At 35.0% G+C, this 19,570-nt stretch carries 16 protein-coding genes and 1 pseudogene; 2 read left to right on the top strand and 15 right to left on the bottom strand.

Features of this window, described 5'->3' with window-relative positions; all coding sequences use genetic code 11:
* Positions 1-2 precede the first annotated feature (2 nt).
* From fabK to BR73_RS0106670, 5 genes are all read right to left on the bottom strand, one after another.
* Positions 3-953: an enoyl-[acyl-carrier-protein] reductase FabK gene (gene fabK, locus BR73_RS0106690; protein ID WP_033164903.1), complete on the bottom strand. Its 951-nt coding sequence runs from the start codon at positions 951-953 to the stop codon at positions 3-5.
* A complete protein-coding gene (acpP, locus tag BR73_RS0106685) occupies positions 953-1,183 on the bottom strand; it encodes an acyl carrier protein (protein WP_033164902.1) in 231 nt (76 codons plus the stop codon). Before acpP ends, fabK begins: the two co-directional genes overlap by 1 nt.
* Before the next feature lie 119 nt (positions 1,184-1,302).
* Positions 1,303-1,740 (bottom strand): hypothetical protein, encoded by a 438-nt coding sequence (locus tag BR73_RS0106680; protein ID WP_033164901.1) that lies wholly within the window; start codon positions 1,738-1,740, stop codon positions 1,303-1,305.
* A gap of 28 nt (positions 1,741-1,768) precedes the next feature.
* Positions 1,769-2,338, bottom strand: a complete 570-nt coding sequence (locus tag BR73_RS0106675) for a sigma-70 family RNA polymerase sigma factor (protein WP_033164900.1) — start codon at positions 2,336-2,338, stop codon at positions 1,769-1,771.
* Positions 2,339-2,627: 289 nt separating this feature from the next.
* Positions 2,628-4,154, bottom strand: a complete 1,527-nt coding sequence (locus tag BR73_RS0106670; protein WP_051685019.1) for a putative glycoside hydrolase — start codon at positions 4,152-4,154, stop codon at positions 2,628-2,630.
* A gap of 555 nt (positions 4,155-4,709) precedes the next feature.
* Between BR73_RS0106670 and BR73_RS28180 the strand changes: the two genes are divergently transcribed.
* A complete protein-coding gene (locus BR73_RS28180; protein ID WP_081848556.1) occupies positions 4,710-5,066 on the top strand; it encodes a helix-turn-helix transcriptional regulator in 357 nt (118 codons plus the stop codon).
* A gap of 40 nt (positions 5,067-5,106) precedes the next feature.
* On the opposite strand, the gene BR73_RS0106660 is transcribed toward BR73_RS28180, so the two are convergent.
* Positions 5,107-6,771: a methyl-accepting chemotaxis protein gene (locus BR73_RS0106660; protein WP_033164899.1), complete on the bottom strand. Its 1,665-nt coding sequence runs from the start codon at positions 6,769-6,771 to the stop codon at positions 5,107-5,109.
* Positions 6,772-7,071: 300 nt separating this feature from the next.
* On the opposite strand from BR73_RS0106660, the gene BR73_RS27190 reads away from it, so the two are divergent.
* Entirely contained in the window at positions 7,072-7,893 is an 822-nt protein-coding gene (locus BR73_RS27190; RefSeq protein ID WP_197032624.1) for an Ig-like domain-containing protein, read from the top strand.
* 232 nt (positions 7,894-8,125) lie between these two features.
* On the opposite strand, the gene BR73_RS0106650 is transcribed toward BR73_RS27190, so the two are convergent.
* From BR73_RS0106650 to BR73_RS29310, 9 genes and pseudogenes are all read right to left on the bottom strand, one after another.
* Positions 8,126-8,629, bottom strand: coding sequence for an SEC-C metal-binding domain-containing protein (locus BR73_RS0106650; protein WP_033164898.1), 504 nt, complete (start codon positions 8,627-8,629; stop codon positions 8,126-8,128).
* Between the two features lie 606 nt (positions 8,630-9,235).
* On the bottom strand, positions 9,236-9,748 hold the full coding sequence (locus tag BR73_RS27185) for a hypothetical protein (RefSeq protein WP_051685017.1): 513 nt from the start codon (positions 9,746-9,748) through the stop codon (positions 9,236-9,238).
* A 110-nt stretch (positions 9,749-9,858) separates the two neighbouring features.
* Positions 9,859-10,752 carry a hypothetical protein gene (locus tag BR73_RS28675; protein WP_156034634.1) on the bottom strand — a complete coding sequence of 298 codons (894 nt, stop codon included), beginning with the start codon at positions 10,750-10,752 and terminating at the stop codon, positions 9,859-9,861.
* Positions 10,749-12,740, bottom strand: a complete 1,992-nt coding sequence (locus BR73_RS0106635; RefSeq protein ID WP_033164896.1) for an AAA family ATPase — start codon at positions 12,738-12,740, stop codon at positions 10,749-10,751. Before BR73_RS0106635 ends, BR73_RS28675 begins: the two co-directional genes overlap by 4 nt.
* A 1,147-nt stretch (positions 12,741-13,887) precedes the next feature.
* Positions 13,888-15,897: a leucine-rich repeat domain-containing protein gene (locus tag BR73_RS0106630; protein ID WP_033164895.1), complete on the bottom strand. Its 2,010-nt coding sequence runs from the start codon at positions 15,895-15,897 to the stop codon at positions 13,888-13,890.
* Positions 15,898-16,411: 514 nt separating this feature from the next.
* Positions 16,412-16,942, bottom strand: a complete 531-nt coding sequence (locus BR73_RS0106625; protein ID WP_033164894.1) for a hypothetical protein — start codon at positions 16,940-16,942, stop codon at positions 16,412-16,414.
* A gap of 370 nt (positions 16,943-17,312) precedes the next feature.
* Positions 17,313-17,588: pseudogene (locus BR73_RS26680) on the bottom strand (enhanced serine sensitivity protein SseB C-terminal domain-containing protein); the annotation flags it as partial.
* A gap of 38 nt (positions 17,589-17,626) precedes the next feature.
* The gene (locus tag BR73_RS0106615) at positions 17,627-18,145 is read right to left on the bottom strand and encodes an isoprenylcysteine carboxylmethyltransferase family protein (RefSeq protein ID WP_033164893.1); all 519 of its coding nucleotides are present in this window, start codon (positions 18,143-18,145) and stop codon (positions 17,627-17,629) included.
* Between the two features lie 28 nt (positions 18,146-18,173).
* Entirely contained in the window at positions 18,174-19,355 is a 1,182-nt protein-coding gene (locus BR73_RS29310; RefSeq protein WP_242860634.1) for a GNAT family N-acetyltransferase, read from the bottom strand.
* Between the last annotated feature and the right edge of the window lie 215 nt (positions 19,356-19,570).

Raw genomic sequence — 19,570 nt, 5'->3', positions numbered from 1 at the left:
TGTTATGCCCATCCTTTTTGGATTACCTGACAGGCTTCTACTGTTATTTCCTCCAGTATCTCCTTACAGGACTGTTCTTTTGAGATAAGACCTGCTATCTGGCCTGCCATAACAGAGCCATCGGTTATATCCCCTTCCATAACAGCTTTTCTTAATGAACCCAGGGTAAGAAGCTCTAATTCCTCAAAACTCCTGCCTTCCTGTTCCAATTTAAGGTAATTTCTGGTCATATTGTTGCGAAGAGCTCTTACCGGATGCCCTGTTGAGCGGCCGGTTACCACAGAATCAATGTCCTTCGCACTGATAACTCTCTGTTTATAATTGTCATGTACTATGGATTCCATTGCTACTACAAATCTGGTTCCGACCTGACCGCCTTTGGCACCAAGCATAAATACCGCTGCGAGACCTCTTCCGTCTCCGATACCTCCTGCTGCGATTACAGGGATGGAAACAGCATCTACAATCTGAGGAATCAGTGCCATAGTGGTAAGTTCTCCAATATGACCGCCAGCTTCACAGCCTTCTGCTATCAAAGCATCTGCACCACTTCGCTCCATTCTCTTGGCCAGTGCAACGGAGGCTACTACAGGTATTACGGTAACGCCGGCTGCTTTCCAATCCTTAATGAACTTCTCAGGATTTCCTGCGCCTGTTGTTACTACCGGAACCTTTTCTTCTATGATTACCTTAGCAATCTCCGGTGCATGAGGGTTTAGCAGCATGATATTAACACCAAAGGGCTTATCTGTTAATTCTTTGCATTTTCTGATTTCATTCCGTACAATTTCGGCAGTAGCACTGGCTGAAGCAATAATTCCAAGCCCTCCAGCCTCAGAAACGCCAGCTGCCAGATGATGCTCGGCCACCCAGGCCATTCCGCCTTGTATTATAGGATATTTTATATGAAGCAAATCACAAATCACTGTGTGTAATGCTTTCTGACTTTCCATTATTCCACACCCTTATTCTTTAAATAGGTTATTAAGTCTCCTACTGATTCCAGCGAATTTAAATCTTCTGAAGGTATTTCAATATCATATTCTTCTTCCATTGCCATAATCAATTCAAAAAGTTCAAGAGAATCTGCTCCTAAATCCTCTTTGAAAGTGGATGTCTCAGTAATAGTACCTGCATCTACTGCAAGCTGTGCTGCTATGATCTCTTTGATTTTCTCTAACATATAATCTCCTATCTGTGTGCTAATGCTCACTTACATCTTAAAGATGTATTTATTTTTTCTTTTTATTTTCCTGCTATTCAGGCAGTTTGAACTCTATATTTTAAATTTCTTATACACTGTTAATAACTGATCTGTACCTTCTTGAAAAGTTTGAAGATATGTTTTCTTCTTATAAGGACAATGATCAGTCCTATGATAACAATAAGAGCTGCTATAATGGCTGTTATAATTCTGATCAGATTCCTGATGCTGCGCTTAAAGACATGAATAGTAAAGCCTCTTTGCTGCTCATTCTGTTCCTCTTCTTCTGCTTCCATGGCTGCTACCGTATCATTTTCGGTAAAAAATTCCCCGGAAGCCTCTGTATACTCTTCCAGATGATCCTTAAGAATACTTCCCTTTACCGAATCATCCTTACGGTTTAAGGATCTTATATAAAAATATGCCCTTTTAAATACATTTCCATCTTTGTTTCTTAAATCTTTTTCTGTAAAATTTTCTTTTAAGGAACCGGCATCCAGTTCACTTAACATATTTATCAGCGTTTGTTCATTCATTCTGTTACCTCCTACTAAAGGTATTGGTTTACACCTTGATTTTTAGTTTTTGGTCAAAGGTAAGCTTCATTTTATTCCGTAGTCTTGACAATCTGCTGTCCACTGCTGTTACGGACATCTTCATAGCACCGGCGATGTCCTTGGAGGATTGCAGATAATAGTACCTGCGCAGTACAAGCTCCCTGTCCTTTTTGTCCAGTTCTCCTATGATCTCATTTAAAAGGAGAATATCCTCTTTTCGAAATACCTGATTTTCTACATTCTGGCTTTGATCGATGTAGTACTGGGCAATATCTGAAAAGTCTTCTCTATATTCCATTCCCTCTCTGCGGCTTAGATCACGAAGCTTATTTATTGCTGTGTTTCTGATAATTACTTTTAAATAAGTTTTCAAGGAGGCTTTTTCCATATCATAACGGTCGATATGCTTCCATAGTTTCATATAAGTGTCATTCACACATTCTTCAATATCTTCATTACGTCCGCCAAGGATTGTACCGGCAATATGGATTAAAAGCTTTTCATACTTTTCAGCCAACTTTAATAAACCCAGTTCATTTTTTTCAGACAGCAGGTTTATTATTGCCTCATCCTTCAAGTTAACAGCCTCCTTTCGCATGCTCCAATACTTATACACTTTCCTTTTAAAAATCTTGCAAAATATTTTTATTTTTTTTCGTTTCTTTTTTACTTATCTAAATTAATGATGTATCCAGTACAGTCAGATGTAAATTTATATAATTTCCCTGGCTGATATATGCACTAAGGTAAGTTAGAGGTATGAGGTGTGTTATCACAGCAACTATACCATACCAAGCCATGAATTAAACATCAGTTTAAATAGCAGGTGCTGAGTTTAATAAGATTCTTGTCAGAAAAGCACCGGCTTAATCTGTCTTATCAAGAGCTGCTTCCGTATAATTATTACTGCCGTTCCACAGAATCCATTCTGTATATCCGGCATCGTATACCGCCTTTATCTGTGCCCTTATTTCCTCCTGACCGTATTCTGTATGGTGTTTCACCCAGGTGGCAGTAAAATCCTGTAACCAGGGTCTTACCTTTGCTGTTGTTTTTATGTCGGCTTCTTCTTCCTCGGCTTCTTTTCCTTCAGCCACTGCTACTTCAGCAGTTTCATTATTAATTCCTTCTTCCAGTACAAGCTTTGATTCCTTTAATGCTGCCAGTATGGTATCATAAGGCTTCATATCCGGATAATCAATTCCATAGGAGCCCTCTGCATAATGAGAAGGATATATCATAGGACAAATAAAATCCAGATATTTTGCCATAGCTACATAGTCCTGTCCTACAATTTCTGCATCTACAGAACTTCTGATAATCGTTCCGTACACATCTGCCGAAACCTTTACTCCAAGAGGTTTCAGATTATCGCAGGCATATTTGGTGAATTCCGTTATAATATCAATCCTGCTCTTATTTCTGGCCTCTGCGCCGTAATTAACGTTCTTCATCCCCGGATCTGTGGAGAAGCGTATATAATCGAATTGTATTTCATCAAAGCCTGTTTCAGCGGCTTCTTTTCCGATATCTATAAGATAATCCCAAACCTCCCGTTTATAGGGATTTACCCAGCTGTCCCCGTTCTTGTCTTTAAATATCACACCGTTCTTATCACGTAAGCTCAAATCTTTTCTTTCTTTTGCTAATAAGGGATCTTTAAAGGATACAACTCTGGCTATGAGATAAATATCTTTCTCCTTTAACTGCTCTACAAGTTTCTTTATATCCTTTATATATCCCGTTCCGGCTCCAATATCTACCGCCAAAGAAAGTTCTGTCTTATAGGTAATTTCACCAAAATCATTCTTAATATCGATTACCATGGCATTTACTTCTGTATTTTCTGCCAGAGCTGTCAACTCCTGCATATATTCATCGATTCCGGCTCTTGCTCCGGAAACATATATACCACGTACAGGCTCTGAGGTTTTATTGATAAGATCTTCTGTCAGAGGTCTCTGGCTGTTTACTGAGGCTTCCTGCGCGCTGTTTTCCAAGTCTTCGCTCGTTTCCCCAAAGTTCTCATCAGTATCAGTGGCCGAGTTATTCTCAGCTGTTTCCTGTTCGGCTGTATTGAAAGCCGTGTGCTGCTTTACCTCATTCTGTTCATTAAGCTCTGCTATTCCTTCCTTTTTTGTTCCATCCGGCACTTTCGAAGAATCCTGTTCTCCCTTTATGTCTTCTGATATTATATTTGGTTGTTTCACTCTGTCTAAGATTGAGTAAATAAAATTACCGGGTTCTATGATTCGAAACTGCCACAAGGCTATAAATACAATAGCGGTTATTGCGGTAACTGATAATATGATAATTCTTGGTATCCTTCTTTTTCTTTTCGTTCTCATGCCCATATATTTTCCGGGCTTTATATACATATCGCGTTTTCTCATAAATTTTTATCTGCCCTTCCTCTTCATGAATCTGTATATTTATATACTTCTGTATTTGTACTCAGCAGTGTACTCAGCAGTTCTCATAAAACAGTTCTTTTTGTGATGTATCAGTACCTCTCTGTTCCGTATTACTGTACTCCGCCTTTCTATGTGCGAGTCTTTTATGTGTCTGGCCTTGTTTGCCCATCGTATATGTCAGTTATTATGTAAATTCAATTTACCTATATTATACAGTTACTGGCAGAGTAGTGCATTATATTTTTTACCTTTCTTGTTAGAATCATGCAACTGTATTTAAAATATATTAATTTAGTATTATCCGGATACTTTTCCTTTCATAATATTCAAACCCAATATATGTAATATTCTTCATGTAACGAGTAAGTTGGGAATTGACACACTCTTTTTACAGTTATATAATTTTTTTGTATTGTTAACTAATATATTTGACCTGTATGAATTTTATTATAAAGCGTGGCATATTATTCAGGCTGTGTTTTATTCTATTATTAATAAGGGGTATAAAATGATGCAGTTAGGGGGAGCAACAAAATGGATTTTAGTGATCGGTTAAGATTTTTAAGACAAAAGCATAAGCTGACGCAAGGAGAATTGGCTGGTGTTATTGGAATCAAATCAAGCGCAATTGCTAATTATGAATCACAGAGGAATGAGCCCTCATTTAGCAAGCTGATAGCCTTATCCAATTATTTCAAGGTATCCTGTGACTATATGCTTGGAGTTTCCGATAATTCTCTGCGTATAGGTTATGGAGATTTTGTTAATGAAACTGCGGACTTTATCAAGAAATATAATCTGCTGTCTCCGGCGGGAAAAGAAGATGTCCTGGAATATGTTAATTATCTCTTGTACAAACAAGAACAATATAAACAGGATTTGAATGGATAATATTAAGGGCCGTTTCATTCGTTGAAACAGCCCTTTCATTTTATAATTTGAATTTGTCTATCAGACGGGATAACTCTTTGGATATTTCCTGTAGTAGTTTTGCGGAACGTGCTATATTGGCAATACCCTCATTCTGGCATTCCAGAGAGGACGCAATCTCTTCTGTCGCTGCACTTGACTGCTGTGCTACTGATGATATATTCTCCATTAGATGTATTGCAGCTTCTTTGCCTGTATGTACTTTCTTTATATCCATAACGACACTGTTAATATGAGTAATTACATCTTGTATGGCTTTTTCAATAAGTTCAAAGGCCTCTCCTGCTTCCTTGGAGGCTGTGGTAGTATCCTTTACGGTACTAACTCCTCTGTCCATAATTTCTACTGTCCTGGTAAAGGACTCCTCGACTTCTTTACTTAAGTTTTCGATTCCTTCTATGGATTGAGTGGTCTGTTCTGCAAGTTTTGCAATTTCCTGCGCTACGACTGCAAAGCCTTTACCCTGTTCACCAGCTCTGGCACTTTCAATTCTTGCATTTACTGCAAGTAAATTCGTCTGATCGGCAATTGCTCTGATAACAGAGGTCATATTGACGATTGAACCCAATTTGCCTGCCAGGTCATCCACTGTCCCTTTCATTTGAACAAAGACAGCACCGTTATCATTAACCTGCTCATGAAGTTCCTTCTGGCATCTGTTCCCGTTTAAACTTGCAGTCTTAATCTGCTCTATGCTTCTCTGGATAACATCAAGACTTACATACAATGAATTGACACTGTCTGCCAGTAAATTCATCTTAGAAAGGCCTGTTTGCGAATTATCTGCCAAATCTGCAGCTCCCGCTGTCAGTTCTTCCGATACTTTGGATATTTCCATGGCTGACAAGGAACTTTCCTCCATAGCTGAATTCAGACTACTTACACTGTCAAGCACCTGTATGGAATTGTCCTTTATACCACTGACCAGCTGTACCATGTTTAATCTCATATTATCAAGAGCTTTACTCATATCACCAAGTTCGTCTTTACTATGTACCTCTGTTTGCTTTCTAAAGTCACCTTTTGCGTATTGCTTCAAATTCTCTGACATACTAAGTATCGGCTTGATAATCTTGCCGGTGGGTATTACGGCAACAAGTACTGATACTGCCATTATAATAATTCCGATAACAGCCATATCAAAGAATGCTATCCTAACCTCTTCATACATGGTAGCCAGAGATATTCCAAGATTCAGATAACCTGACTCACCGTTATATTGAAATCCGGTTGTAATATTATAGACTTTTGTACCATCAGGCATTTTAAGAATATTTCCTGAGACTTCTTCCTTGGATACAGGTGGCACTTTGTCTCCGCCAACTGTAGCCGAAGATACTCCGTCAACCTCTCCTGTCTGTCCAAAGATTTTATCATCCGTTAAGAATACACTGGAATTAGCATCTGATAAAGAAACATAACTGATATTTCCATTGCTTGCTTCTTTTATTTCTTTAAATATTTCCTGCATTCCTGTCAGTTCTGTTACATTGTTCTTAATCAATTCTCTTTTGATAGTTGTTATCAGAGTCTGTCCGTCATTTTTCATCTGCACGGTTACTGCTCTTTGTATCATATAAAAAGATAAAGCCATGTATGCAAGACTGCATACCAGTACAATGATAACGATGATAGCCCTGATTTTCCTCCCTAATGAAAATCTCATCGTATTTCCCCCTTAATATTTTTTTATATCATACTATAATTTTACTGAAAATCATACAAAAATTTTTCTGTGCCTACATTTTCTGTCATTGTTTTCACTGTTTATTTACAGCTACCTGTGGATTTCACGGGCATTATGTCATCTTATATGATAAATTTTTATCAGAAAGAAGCTGAAGTATAATTTGGCACTTTAAGTTGACATTAAAACATCAATATATAATAATATATTACATAAAATTACATGGGAGGAATAGCTGATAAATTATACGTGTGCCAAAGCACACAGATCGGAGTTAATTTGAAGAACAGAAAGAAAATATATATCTTTATTTTATCTATAATATTAGTTATAAGCGCATTCCAGTCAATACCTGCTAAAGCTGATGAACTTATAACTATGTGTATAGGCTGGACGAAGCAATTATCTGTTGACACAAAGAAAACAGTAACCTGGAGCAGTAGTGACAAATCTATTGCTACTGTCTCAAGCAAAGGACTGGTTACAGGAAAAGGTGTCGGTGTTGTAGTAATAAAAGCAAAATACGGTAATAATGCAGCTTTATGGGTGATTACAGTAAAACCCTCAGAGGAAGTAATTGTATACGAACATGATGTTAGCAAGCCCCTCGGCCTTCCTGGTAAAAAGACTCTTATCGCAGGAAAATCAACAATTTTGAAATTGAATGGTATAATGGGAATTCCCACATGGTCTTCCAGCAACAAGGCGGTTGCAACGGTTTCTTCCAAAGGAAAGGTAACAGCAAAAAAACCAGGCACTGTAACTATCACCGCAACTGTTGATAAGAAAAAATACACATGTAAAATAACTGTCAAAGCTCAAACTCTGTCAGCCAATAAAAGTAAGCTTGAATTGTCTGTCGGCGATAAAGCTAAGATTATCATTACTTTAAAAACTGATGACGAAGAAAGCTTATCATGTACCATTAAACTTTCTCGTGGTTATTATGAGCCTGTTGCATCTGCTGAATTTGGAGAATGGGATGGTTATAAAATTCCTCTGTACATAACAGCAATAGAAGAAGGGGATGCCGATATTATTATTACTACCGTGAACAGTAAGGAAAAAATAGTTATACCAATAACCGTATACGAAAATTAATCAAGAATTAAGATTTATTCTCTTTAAGAATTTGCAGGTAAAATAGATATTAGTTTGACAACAAAATAAAAATCCCCACTGGTTAGAATTCATATTCTATCTAAGGGGAGAGTATTTATATATATTTGTCTTATAAAACTTATTCATAAAAATGTCCACGCATTCAATAATGCGTGGACAAAGAGTGGAAATACCACTTTTTATTTATCTAGTATTCTACAAACCGCTTATATTAAGCTTTCCCGCAGCAGAATTTGTATTTCTTGCCGCTTCCGCAGGTACAGGGATCGTTTCTTCCTACTTTTTTCTCTTTGACTACAGTTTTAGATTTCTTCTGCTCAAGATAGAGCTCTTTTCTTTTCTCCTCAGATAACAGGCTGTCCCAGACAGGAAGTTGATAGAGCCATTCTGCTTTCGCTTCTACCATGTTCTTATACAGCATCTCTTTATCAAATCCAAGATTTACAACTGTTGTCTCTTCCATTTCTTCAATAGGGTTTTCTTTCACAAGGCTCTCGTTGATGCCATCTAAGAATCCTGTCATAAGTGAAATGGTAGTGCCGTATTTTACTGCAAGCTCAGCTACGGTTCCTTCTACAACAACTTCGGGCTCTGCAAGAATCTTCTCATAGATTCCCTGCTCTACATTAAAATAATTAGCCCAAAACAGCTGGCCTTCTTTCTGGTTTGTGTCAAGGGCATATGCAAAGTCCCTCCACTCAGTTAATAAACTCATTGTTCTACCTTCCTTTAATCATCTTTTGATTCTCTATAGATTTTTTACATAATATTTTTTATTTATGTATAATCTTAGAAATATTGCATCATACTATAATTAATCTAATTCGTCGATGATTTAGATTAACCGGTGCCATCTGAAACCGCTGGATCCCCCCTCCAGCATAAAGGATGACCGACTGTACAGTTTTCTGTGCAGCCAATACCAAAGAAAAGTTAAATACTTATCCTCCCCTTTTTAATGCAACCCCCGTGGCAAAGGCGTCATGGGGGTTGTGTTTTTTTATGGAAGCCTTATGAATCAAGGCTTTCAGCGTTTTTAACCTTTTATGGCACAGAGAGTATTTTATCATAAAAATAGTTTATACGCAACTTATACGCAAGTTTTTATTTATTTTGATGGATGCAAATTACGAGATTTTATATAACAAGTATAATTTGAATATATCTTATTATAGTACTCATAACATACTACTATTAGTAGCTTCAATCAAAACACTATAGGCTTTATTAATCACTTCTCCCATTCCACAAGTATCATTTGTGCTTCTATCCACAGATACATCATAAATGATTTTTTCGATTATCTACTCTCTTTATTGTTTTATTCTTTCTGATTTGTACTTAAATTAGGTCTATCCCCCCATATGTACTCCAATGCTTTATTCATCATTATATTTTTGCTTTCTTCCGTAGTTCCTTTAGCATCTTCTATAACCTTAAAACTCAATAATACCTTTTGTACATGAACTAAGCTATCAAAGTATTCCTTTAATTGCTTTACAGTGCTATTATAAAGATAAAAGGATGCTGCTGAAATAAATTCAGTTATAACTCCCGAAATAGTAATAAGCACTGAAATATTTTGATCTACTAAATCAAAAAATATGAGTGATATTCCGCCAATAATAAGAAAAAAACCTGCAACAGTTAAAACTAACGCTATCCAAAAGCTCTTATTGGTATGTGACTTAACCATACTGTAATATTCTCTTAAATTATTAACGTTTATATTAACTAGACTATCAAAATATGTCTCAGGCTTTTTTAAAGGAAAGACTATATTTGTTTCATATAGCAAATCACTATTGCCCGTACTACTTGCTTTTTTCCTCATTAATTTATCTCCCTCTTTTGGTTATACTAAACTAAATATAAATCAGCATCAGCTTCCCATTACAATGGTTCTACATCTATTCTTATACCGATAATAATTATTTATAATCTTTATTCATATATCTCCAATAAATCACTTATTATATCAGAAGTCAGTTTTGCTAAAGGTCTTTTTCCATATGCTTCTTCCATAATATAATCTCCATAAACAATTCTATATAGTTCTTCTTCTGATTCAAATAACTCTTCATAAGTATAATATAGAAAATTCAAATATTCTGGTTCAAATATTATTGCCTTCTTGATACATTCCTGTACAACATCTGTATGTATCTGATATACCTCTCGCAGTTTTAATATATCAACGTTATCTTCCAATTCCATTGCGGTTTCAATTTCAATTCCTAACTGCTTCTTATCCACTAAAAAATCCATTCCTTTGATATAATAATCAAATGTAACTAAATCATCTGTCTTATACTTCTGATTATGTGAGGAATAAGATATTCTTTGGCTTGCTTTTATATGATTACATGAGTGGCACACAGGAACAATATTATAAAATGACACTGCTAAAATTGGATATGTATCTTTATCAAAAAAATGATCCAAATCACACATAGTTCTTTTTCTAGCAGAGTTTACAAAATTTCTGTTACAGTATGGACATACTGTAACTTCTAACTCGCTCAAAAATTCTCGCCTTGGAAATCTATGTGCATATAGAAACTCAATTATGTACTTTTTATACAAGAGTGGTAAACTCTTTCCTGCATCAATTATTTGAGCAATTTTTTCTATTGTCTCATAGTCAGCTTGAATAATTTCAGGGAACGTGTAAGCGTGACCACTGAAAATGATATTATTTACGCACCACGTGTTAATATTTTTTATCATAAAAATATATGCTTTGCGTTTCTTCTGTCGATATTTAATATTTAGTAATGTATGATACAATGAATTTACTGTTTTCGTTTCATTGTTTCTAAATCTTATTGGTATCATTCTATTTCTCCATTACGCAACTTTTTTATCTTTTCTTCATATACTCTTATTTTTTTCTCTTTTACTCCTAAACCACTGTATTTGCATTTATATAGCATTGTAAAAAGCTTATCTCTTATTATCGTTTCGCCAATCAATGCAATTTCCTTCTCTAACCGTTCGACTTCAATTTCTGAAAGTTGAGGATATTTGATCCCTTCCTCTTTATTAGTTACCGGTTTTATTGTATCTATTATCTTTTGTATTTTCAAACTAGCAAATTCCCCTATTTGTCCTTTTTTCCCAAGGAAAAAAGCATCATTAAACAATTTATAAATACTTGCTCCAAATGTTTCGCTATGCTTATCTTTCTCATCTATTCTGCACCTATTTACTGCCTCTTCCTTCTTTAGATAAATGACATTCCCTTTTGGCATGTCAGATAATACAATAGGGCTATGAGTTGTAAAAATTATCTGTACTTTTTTCCCCACAAATTGTAGCTTTAATTCTTCAATTAAATAGTATAATATTTTTTGCTGCCATAGGGGATGACAGTATAAATCAATTTCATCAATGAGCAATAAAACATTATCTCTTAAACTCTCATGTACATCATCACTTAAGTATTTAAAGAATGTCACCAAATGTAACCATGAAAAGAAATTCAATAGCGCTCTTTCACCAGAAGCCAGTTCAAGACCCCCAATTTCAATATACTTCAAAACAAACGATGTTTTCCGAATAAAAACGGATTTATAAATTAACCTTAGAAAATCAAAATATGGTTTTGAATTATATTCTATTTTTTTACAAGTTCTATACGCTAAATCGTTTATTGGAAGCAGACATTGTAACATATCACAATTATCTAAACATTTTTCATATTCTTCTATCTCGTCTAACGCATCTAAAAAAAATGCAGCATAATCATTCTCTTTTTCTTTTAGCATATTAATAAATCTTTTTAGATAACTTTTTAAATCATTCTTATTATTAATTGATGAATTACCTTCGTAGGTATCATATCGACAATAAGTAATCAACTCAAATAATAAATTAATATAGGGTATACAAAATAAATCTTTTTTTAACAATTCAAAATCAAAATTCTCTAATAAGCCTTTTGTAGCTTTATAATGAAGTTGCAAACTTATCTCCTTATTATGCTCTGATAATATATCCCCAAACTTATCATCCAAACATTTCTGAAATGATTGAAATTTGATTTCTAAACTTGATTTTAAGTTGTCTGCAAATATGCTATTTGCTTTATTCTCATGTAAATAATTTAAATAAAGAACATCTACAATTTGCTGAAAATCAGTAACCTTCTTATATGAACATAGAATATCTTGATATTCATAATAACCACCTGCACAACTATCTACTTTTTTACACTTCTTTTTATAAAACATATTTTTCAACGTATTTAAGGTGTTTACATTTAAAGAGATTTCACTTATGCTTCCATGCGTTGATACACTATTTCTTTGTGTATACATACTATTTGTTAAACTTATTTTACTAATATTTTCAAACCCCATATTGTTTTGTACTAAATACATTAATTCTGGTGATCCTTGAAACAAATATCTACAGTCTATACCTGTCGTATTTTCAAAGGTATCTATATTATGATAGCATATTAATCTACCATCTTCCTTATATATTGCAATCTGTTTATCTTTTTCATATTCCTCGGCAAAATGTTCTTTATATTCTGTCTCATGTGTTCCATCCTTTACGCTACCTTGAAAACTTGCTATATTATTTAACAAAGTACTTTTTCCTGCACCATTTTCTCCCACAATAGCAGTTATATTAGTTATACAATACGTTTTATCAAAAAAAGTATCAGGTATTTTTTTTTCACATAGTTTCTGTTTTAATCTATATATTCCATCATTAATTTCTACATAGAAATAATAATTTGAAGAAAAGTTAAATCCCTGCTTTTCTATAAATGTTGTTATAGATTTATTTATATAAAGAAATATTAGTTCCATTTGCCACATCCTTTTATTAATATGAATTTTATTTTTTCAACACACCTCACAAAGATAAGATAATTATGTTATTAATTATACTCCATATGTATACATATTTCTACATATATTCAAGATTTACTATTCATGCTATACATAATCATAACCACCCATTGAACGGGTGGTTTGCTCTGCCCCTATAAGGGGCTATTACCTGCAAAGCCTAAAGGCTTGTCTAAAGATTCTACTTTTGCCAAACCTGCTTCGCTGTTCTACGAGCTATTTCTAGTATTTTGCAGTTCTAACACTTTAGCTTTTATTTGAGATGTTGAAATACTATAATCTCTCAGCTCGCATCAGTAAAACTCTTTTATTCAGTACATGGTTAATAAACAACATTATCATAACTGTGGGGCTTTTACTTGAAGCTAAAGCGACTGTGGACACACCTGCATAGCAGGTGGTTTATTAAAAGACTGCTATACAATAAAAAGCAGCTACCCCAACCAGAGTAACTGCTCTCCTTTGCTAAAATAAGTTTGCAATCTTTTTCATTTCCTCAACCTTAAAATCATCCTCCGTATGTACATTATAAAGTATATCTTTTACTATCCATAGAAATATCATTATTATTTACATTAACCAAAAACAATATATACGCAACTTTATACGCAAGTTAGATATCACAAGACGAAACCGGATGAATTTCAAATCCCTGTTTATCCCCTCTTGGGGCACCATATATTACATGATGGAACACTATGAAATCTTAAATGCATAGCCTCCCCTTTTTAATGCAACCCCCGTGGCAAAGGCGTCATGGGGGTTGTGTTTTTCTGAAAACCTAATATTTTCAAGGGTTTCAGGATTTACACGATTTATGGCACAAATGATATTTTAACATATATTTTGTATATACGCAACTTATATGCAAGTATAAATTTTTTACTATTACTTTATAAATTACAGTGCTATTAGATAGTTCATTTGCATCAAATTGTAATTTAAAAATAGTATAATAACTATCCTTGATGGCATTTAAAAGTCAAATAATATCGTTCCTGATTTACTACACATAGTCCTGCAATGAAACAGAAAATATACTAATTAGTTGCATCCTTTATCAGATGATAATCAAATCTGTTTTAATCGTAAAATCTATTATATCCTAAGAAATCTTTTTAGTCTTTATCTTATTTTCCTTCGCATATTTATCAATTGTCGAACCAGGTGTGCAGTAGATAACCAGCTTGTCATTACTTCCACTAAAGGTGTAGTTGTAGATAAACGTCACACTGGAGGGGATTGTTACTTTTTTTAATGCTTCACATCCCATAAACACCTGAAATTCAATTAACCAGACACTGTTTGGAATCTCAAGAGATTTCAGACTTTTACAGTTTACAAACATTCTGGCCGGAACTAAAGGAATTCCCTTTTGCAGAGTTACCTTTTCAAGCTTAGGGCAATCCGTAAATATATAAGAATCCATAGATTTCACAGATCCAGCCACCACTGCCTCCTTTAAATTCTCACAGTATCCAAAGGCCATATGTCCAATTTCTTTGACTGTATTCGGTATTTTTATACTGGTTAGACCGCTTCTGTTAAAAGCATAATCTCCAATATATGTAATGGTTTTAGAAAATACGACCTGTTTTATAGAGGAGTCTGCAAACGCATAATCATCTACCCCCTTTAGTCCCTTGGATAAGGTAACTTTCTCAAGAGTATAGGCATCACGAAAAGCTCCAGGCGCAATCGTATGTACATTATCGGGTATTTTTAACTCCTTATCTTCTCCATGATAGGAAAGTAATATCCCATTTACAATCAATAGCTCCTCAGGATTTCTGTAAATTGCAGGTACATTCTCAAAGGCATATAAACCAACAGTTTCAATATGTGAAGGAAGGTTCAGCTCCTCCAATGACATACAATTCCGAAAAGCAAATTCACCGATACTTTTTAGTCCATTTGGCAGAGTAACCTCTTTCAAAGAAGAGCATTGGGTAAACATATTGTCAGGAATCTCAGTTACACCTTTCGGTATATTAATGCTTTCCAGCTTTTCGCATTTATAAAATGCTTCACTTCCAATTTTTATGATGGACTCTGGGAGCTTAATAGTTTTTATACTTGTATTTTCTGCAAAGGCACTTCCGGCAATATACTTGATATCGGAGGGAACCGTTACATTTTCCTTCTTACCATTATAAGCAACTAATACCTTTCCGGCTTTTACGAACTCACCTTTCACGCTTTTAAGCCACTTGGTATCTTCAAATGCAGAACCACCAATCGCTGTCAAAGAATCAGGTAAAGTAATAGAAGACAGCTTCTTACTGTTGTAAAAGGCTCTCTCACCAATCTCCTTTGTTCCTTTTTTTATAATTACTGTTTTAAGATCCTTATTATCTGAAAAAGCAGCGTTGTTAATGACTTTAATCGAGCCGGGTATCGTTACCTCTGTCAGTTTTGAGACATAAGAAAATGCCCCTCCTCCAATTTCTTCTATGCCGTTTTTTAGGGTAAGCTTTTTTATGGCTTTATTACCAAAGGCTCCATCACCGATTTTCTTAACATTTCCAGGAATTATTAAGGATGAAATTTCAGAAGCACTATAGGTAAAAGCCATATCACTGATCTCAGTTACGTTTGATGGTATGGTTATATTTTTACTGGTTCCGATGTATTCTTCTAAAACCCCATTTACAACACTAAAACCGTTTTTTGCATGTTTTTTCTGCCAGGGAGTTCCACGAAATGCAACACCACCTATCTGTTTAATACCGGATGGAATGCTAACCTCAGTTAAGCTGGAACACCAAATAAAGGCACCGGATTGGATTTCTCGAACTCCCTTTTTTATGGTCACTTTTTTGAGGTTTGCACAGGCATAAAAGGCATCGGAGCCAATCGTTTTTACTGTAGAAGGGATTACGACTTCTTTCAGACTGTTACAGTGGTCAAAGGCACTGTCCCCAATTTCAATAACATTTGCAGGTATAGTAACTTTGCTTGCGCTGCCAAGGTATTGTTTTAGGACGCCGTTAAGAATCACGAAATCATTTTTCGCTGCAGATACCTGATAGGGCTGAGCACATGATACTACTATCAAAATGGCGAGCAGTATACAGCACCACTTTTTTCGGTAAGTTTTTTTAATGTTTTTCATATTAAATCTCCTCATCTTATGTTTTTCCTTTTAGTCTCTACATGTAATTTATTACAGGCATAAATGTAAAACCCTATTAAATATAATAATTCTAAATTAATTTATTTCCATAAATTTACTTGTAATCCGTATAAGACCCCAGCTTATTATATGCCATATTTTAAAACTTTACAATAAAACATACTTTTTGCAATATAAACAACATACTTTTTACAACATAAATCAACATGCTTTTTATAACAATCAACATGCATCTTATAATAAACTAACGTGTTTTTTACAACATAAATCACCATGCATTTTACAACATAAATCAATATGCACTCTACAACATAAATCACATCTTCTCTATAACATAAAGATTCATAAATTCTACAACTTAAGTTATATCTACATTATAAAGTTACATCAGTAAAAGAGCTGCTGTTACAACCAGCAGCCCTACTTTAAATACTCAAAGATAAAATAAAGAACATTTACTTATTATTTCACTTAACTTAACTATTCTTATTTGTTATTCTGACAAATAGATACCGTAATCTAATATCACATTACCCTGCTCATCTTTCTCTGTAAAACGCGGGCAATTATATCTTTCAAAAATGTATTCCCGGTTATTTTCATCACTTTTGAAATCTCTCATACCGTTTTCTTCCAGTTTGGCAATACATTCATCATTCATCCGGTAGATACTTCCATCACTATCGCTGCCTTTAATCCAGCATAAACCAACATCACTTTCAGCAAGGTCAATAGATTGAAATCCCTCAGGTACAGGGGTTCCGGGCGAAAAGAACATTCCTATCCAGTACTCAAAGCTATTTTCAACATCGTTACCGTCACAGCGCATAAAACCAAGATAACCGTTATCAATCTCTTTTATTTCACCTTGTCCCTCAAGAATTTCGAACCAGCCATTTTGAAACCATTCCCCCCACAGATGTCCATATCCACCATCACCGCCTCTGTCGGCACTGGTATAACATTTTCCTATAAGTCTCAATTCAGGAAGGTGTTCCTTATAAACTCTTATGATTTCTGCCATTATTAATCCTCCTTTTCATGATTTAAGTGATTTGTACAAATTCGGATCCAGCTCCAACTACTTATAATCTTATTTATCTGCATTTATCACATTATGCATAATATAAATTAAGAGAAATAAGCTATATTGATATCAGATATATGGATATCAGAAGATGTTATTAAATTGATATATTTAATGGTCTACCCTGTTTTTCTTTCCTGGAAGGAAAGTAATTAGGACTTTCTTTTCAAATATAAACGATTGTATCATTAAGTATTATCTTATTACCAGCATTTAATATGGTTTCGCGATTCCTTCATAATATTTTAACTTATACGGCTGCTGTAAAATATTATGATTGCATTGGTGCCTATTAACTCTGTAAGGCTTATTTAAAAGGCCATGGTCTTTTCTTATAAAAGGGTGAGGAAGCTTTCACTGCACTTTTTCCAAAGGAGTCCGCATATGGAACAAAATCAATATACATACCGCCGGCATATGGCACAGCAATCTTAGCAATATTGGAAAATAGCTGCTCTTTATCTCCCGTAAAATCCAGAACCAGAAGGTAGCTTTTATCTGCTTCCTTGATCATAAGCTTAAGATAGGCAGCCTTTACATTTTTACAGGTTTTAAGGTATTCTGATATAGCATTCACCATTTCCTGAGGGTAATCTGTCTTTTATTTACTTTATGAAATATTTATAGATATCGCCTTACTTTATTCATATAATTTATGTACTCCTCACCAAATTTCTGTATACACCATCTTTCTTCCGACAGTATTATCCAATGAGCAGATATTTGAAAAATTACCACTATGCCCAATAAGTACAAAGACTGCGTAAGTATCGTACAGCCTATAAAATATATGAAATAGGCTACATACATGGGATTTCTTGAAATCCCGTAGATCCCCCTTAAGTTGATGCCATTCTTTGCCGGTTTTGCAAAATTTATCACAGAAACTAAACACAATAGAACCCCTAATCCATATATTACGAGTCCCGGATATAGCAGGTAGGAATCTGTTCTAATCTTTAAGAAACAAAGAGATACAAAAATCAACAGGTTTGATATCTGATAAACCCAGTATGCAGACCTTTCCTTACCAATGAGAGGCGGGAAATGAGCCGCACGTTTTAATGAATCCCTATCTAATATGCTTAATACGCCAAACCTTATAACCCAAAGAGGTATAATTGCTAAAAATCCGTTCATTATGCCACACTTTCTTGAGACCTTGCGTTTAGTCCCATTGTCCCGGGAATCTTAGTTTTTGCAGTAGAGGAAACTTTTTATTGTATTCATCTACTTCCTCCTTCGGCAAATCGACAAAGACCTCTGATTCATAGAATTTTCCTCTTATATCCGTCATACTGCCTTCTGCTAATTCAATACCCATAAATGCATTGAAATTCTTCCCTTCAGCAGTTGTAATATTAAAATTATCGCAGGTTTTAAACCCAACTCGAGGATAATAATCCGGTTCACCAAAGATTACAATACCTTTATATCCTTTACCAGCTGCCAATGCCATGGTCTCCTTTAATAAGAGCTCACCTACTCCGCAGCCCTGCCATTCAGGTGCCACGCAAAGAGGTCCAAAGGTAACTATATCATGAATTTTAACACCGTCTACTACCCGAGCCTTTGAATACATGATACAACCTATAATCTCACCGTCCTTAACTGCAATTCTGCTTATCTCCGGCAAATAGTCCTTATCCTGACGTAATTTATGTACAAGGTAATGCTCATCGCATCCAAGATGGTGTTTATTCCAGAAGGCATGCTGTGTCATTAATTCAACCCCGTGCCAGTCCTCCTCTGTTTCCCTTCTGATCTCTACTTCTTCTCTGTTTAATCTTTTCTTCACTTCTGGAAACCAGCCAAACTCCAGTCTTACTTCTTTTCTTTGCAAATCATTGTTTTTGTAACAGCAGGTATCCATTCCAATCAGCCCAAAGCCTTCGTGTTGATAGAAATCAATAGCATTTACATTACAGGATTGAGTTTCAAGTATAATAGCCCGCCTGCGTTCTCGTCTTGCCTGTTCCTTTGCCATATCTATTAAGGCGTGGCCAATGCCCTGTTTGTGATATTCGTCTGCAACCCACAGTTCAGTAATCCTCAGTCGGTTAGACCATAATTCCTGTTCCGTTTCAATTGCAGCAATCAATTCATTATCAACCAAAACACCCCAGGCATAGGCATGTTCCCAGTGTTCTTCATATAATCTATCCGGAAAATCGTATTCCTCCGGTGTATGAGTAACAGGTTCAGGAAAGCTTTTCTTCTCAATCTCTATGGTGTAGCCACTGCCTGTCTTATTCACGGAAACATCATAATACTTATCTGTTGTGTACTTGATGGGAAGGATTGTTCCTTTCCATTGCTCTTTTGCTAAATGGATAATTTCATATTTCATATCTTACTCCTCTCTTTCTGTCCGATAATTTTTCTGCTATTTCTTCCCGCATTAATATAGAGGAAGTAAATAAATACAATTAAATTTATATTACCCCATTTTTATCCAATGTTCCAGTGATAATATAATTATAATGAAATAATCACCCTTTAGCTTTTTCTATTTGCTTAATATGAAAACAGCCCAAAACGTATTGTTTGAGCTGTCTACTTGCT

This window comes from Clostridium sp. KNHs205, from assembly GCF_000702945.1.
Lineage (GTDB): Bacteria > Bacillota > Clostridia > Lachnospirales > Lachnospiraceae > Anaerocolumna.
This window is presented reverse-complemented; position numbering and strand designations above follow the sequence as displayed.

Bases quoted from the DNA above. Each gene is read 5' to 3' on its own strand.
- fabK (WP_033164903.1), bottom strand. From the start codon at position 953: ATGGAAAGTCAGAAAGCATTACACACAGTGATTTGTGATTTGCTTCAT.
- acpP (WP_033164902.1), bottom strand. From the start codon at position 1,183: ATGTTAGAGAAAATCAAAGAGATCATAGCAGCACAGCTTGCAGTAGAT.
- BR73_RS0106680 (WP_033164901.1), bottom strand. From the start codon at position 1,740: ATGAATGAACAAACGCTGATAAATATGTTAAGTGAACTGGATGCCGGT.
- BR73_RS0106670 (WP_051685019.1), bottom strand. From the start codon at position 4,154: ATGAGAAAACGCGATATGTATATAAAGCCCGGAAAATATATGGGCATG.
- BR73_RS28180 (WP_081848556.1), top strand. From the start codon at position 4,710: ATGGATTTTAGTGATCGGTTAAGATTTTTAAGACAAAAGCATAAGCTG.
- BR73_RS0106660 (WP_033164899.1), bottom strand. From the start codon at position 6,771: ATGAGATTTTCATTAGGGAGGAAAATCAGGGCTATCATCGTTATCATT.
- BR73_RS0106650 (WP_033164898.1), bottom strand. From the start codon at position 8,629: ATGAGTTTATTAACTGAGTGGAGGGACTTTGCATATGCCCTTGACACA.
- BR73_RS27185 (WP_051685017.1), bottom strand. From the start codon at position 9,748: ATGAGGAAAAAAGCAAGTAGTACGGGCAATAGTGATTTGCTATATGAA.
- BR73_RS28675 (WP_156034634.1), bottom strand. From the start codon at position 10,752: ATGATACCAATAAGATTTAGAAACAATGAAACGAAAACAGTAAATTCA.
- BR73_RS0106635 (WP_033164896.1), bottom strand. From the start codon at position 12,740: ATGGAACTAATATTTCTTTATATAAATAAATCTATAACAACATTTATA.
- BR73_RS0106630 (WP_033164895.1), bottom strand. From the start codon at position 15,897: ATGAAAAACATTAAAAAAACTTACCGAAAAAAGTGGTGCTGTATACTG.
- BR73_RS0106625 (WP_033164894.1), bottom strand. From the start codon at position 16,942: ATGGCAGAAATCATAAGAGTTTATAAGGAACACCTTCCTGAATTGAGA.
- BR73_RS0106615 (WP_033164893.1), bottom strand. From the start codon at position 18,145: ATGAACGGATTTTTAGCAATTATACCTCTTTGGGTTATAAGGTTTGGC.
- BR73_RS29310 (WP_242860634.1), bottom strand. From the start codon at position 19,355: ATGAAATATGAAATTATCCATTTAGCAAAAGAGCAATGGAAAGGAACA.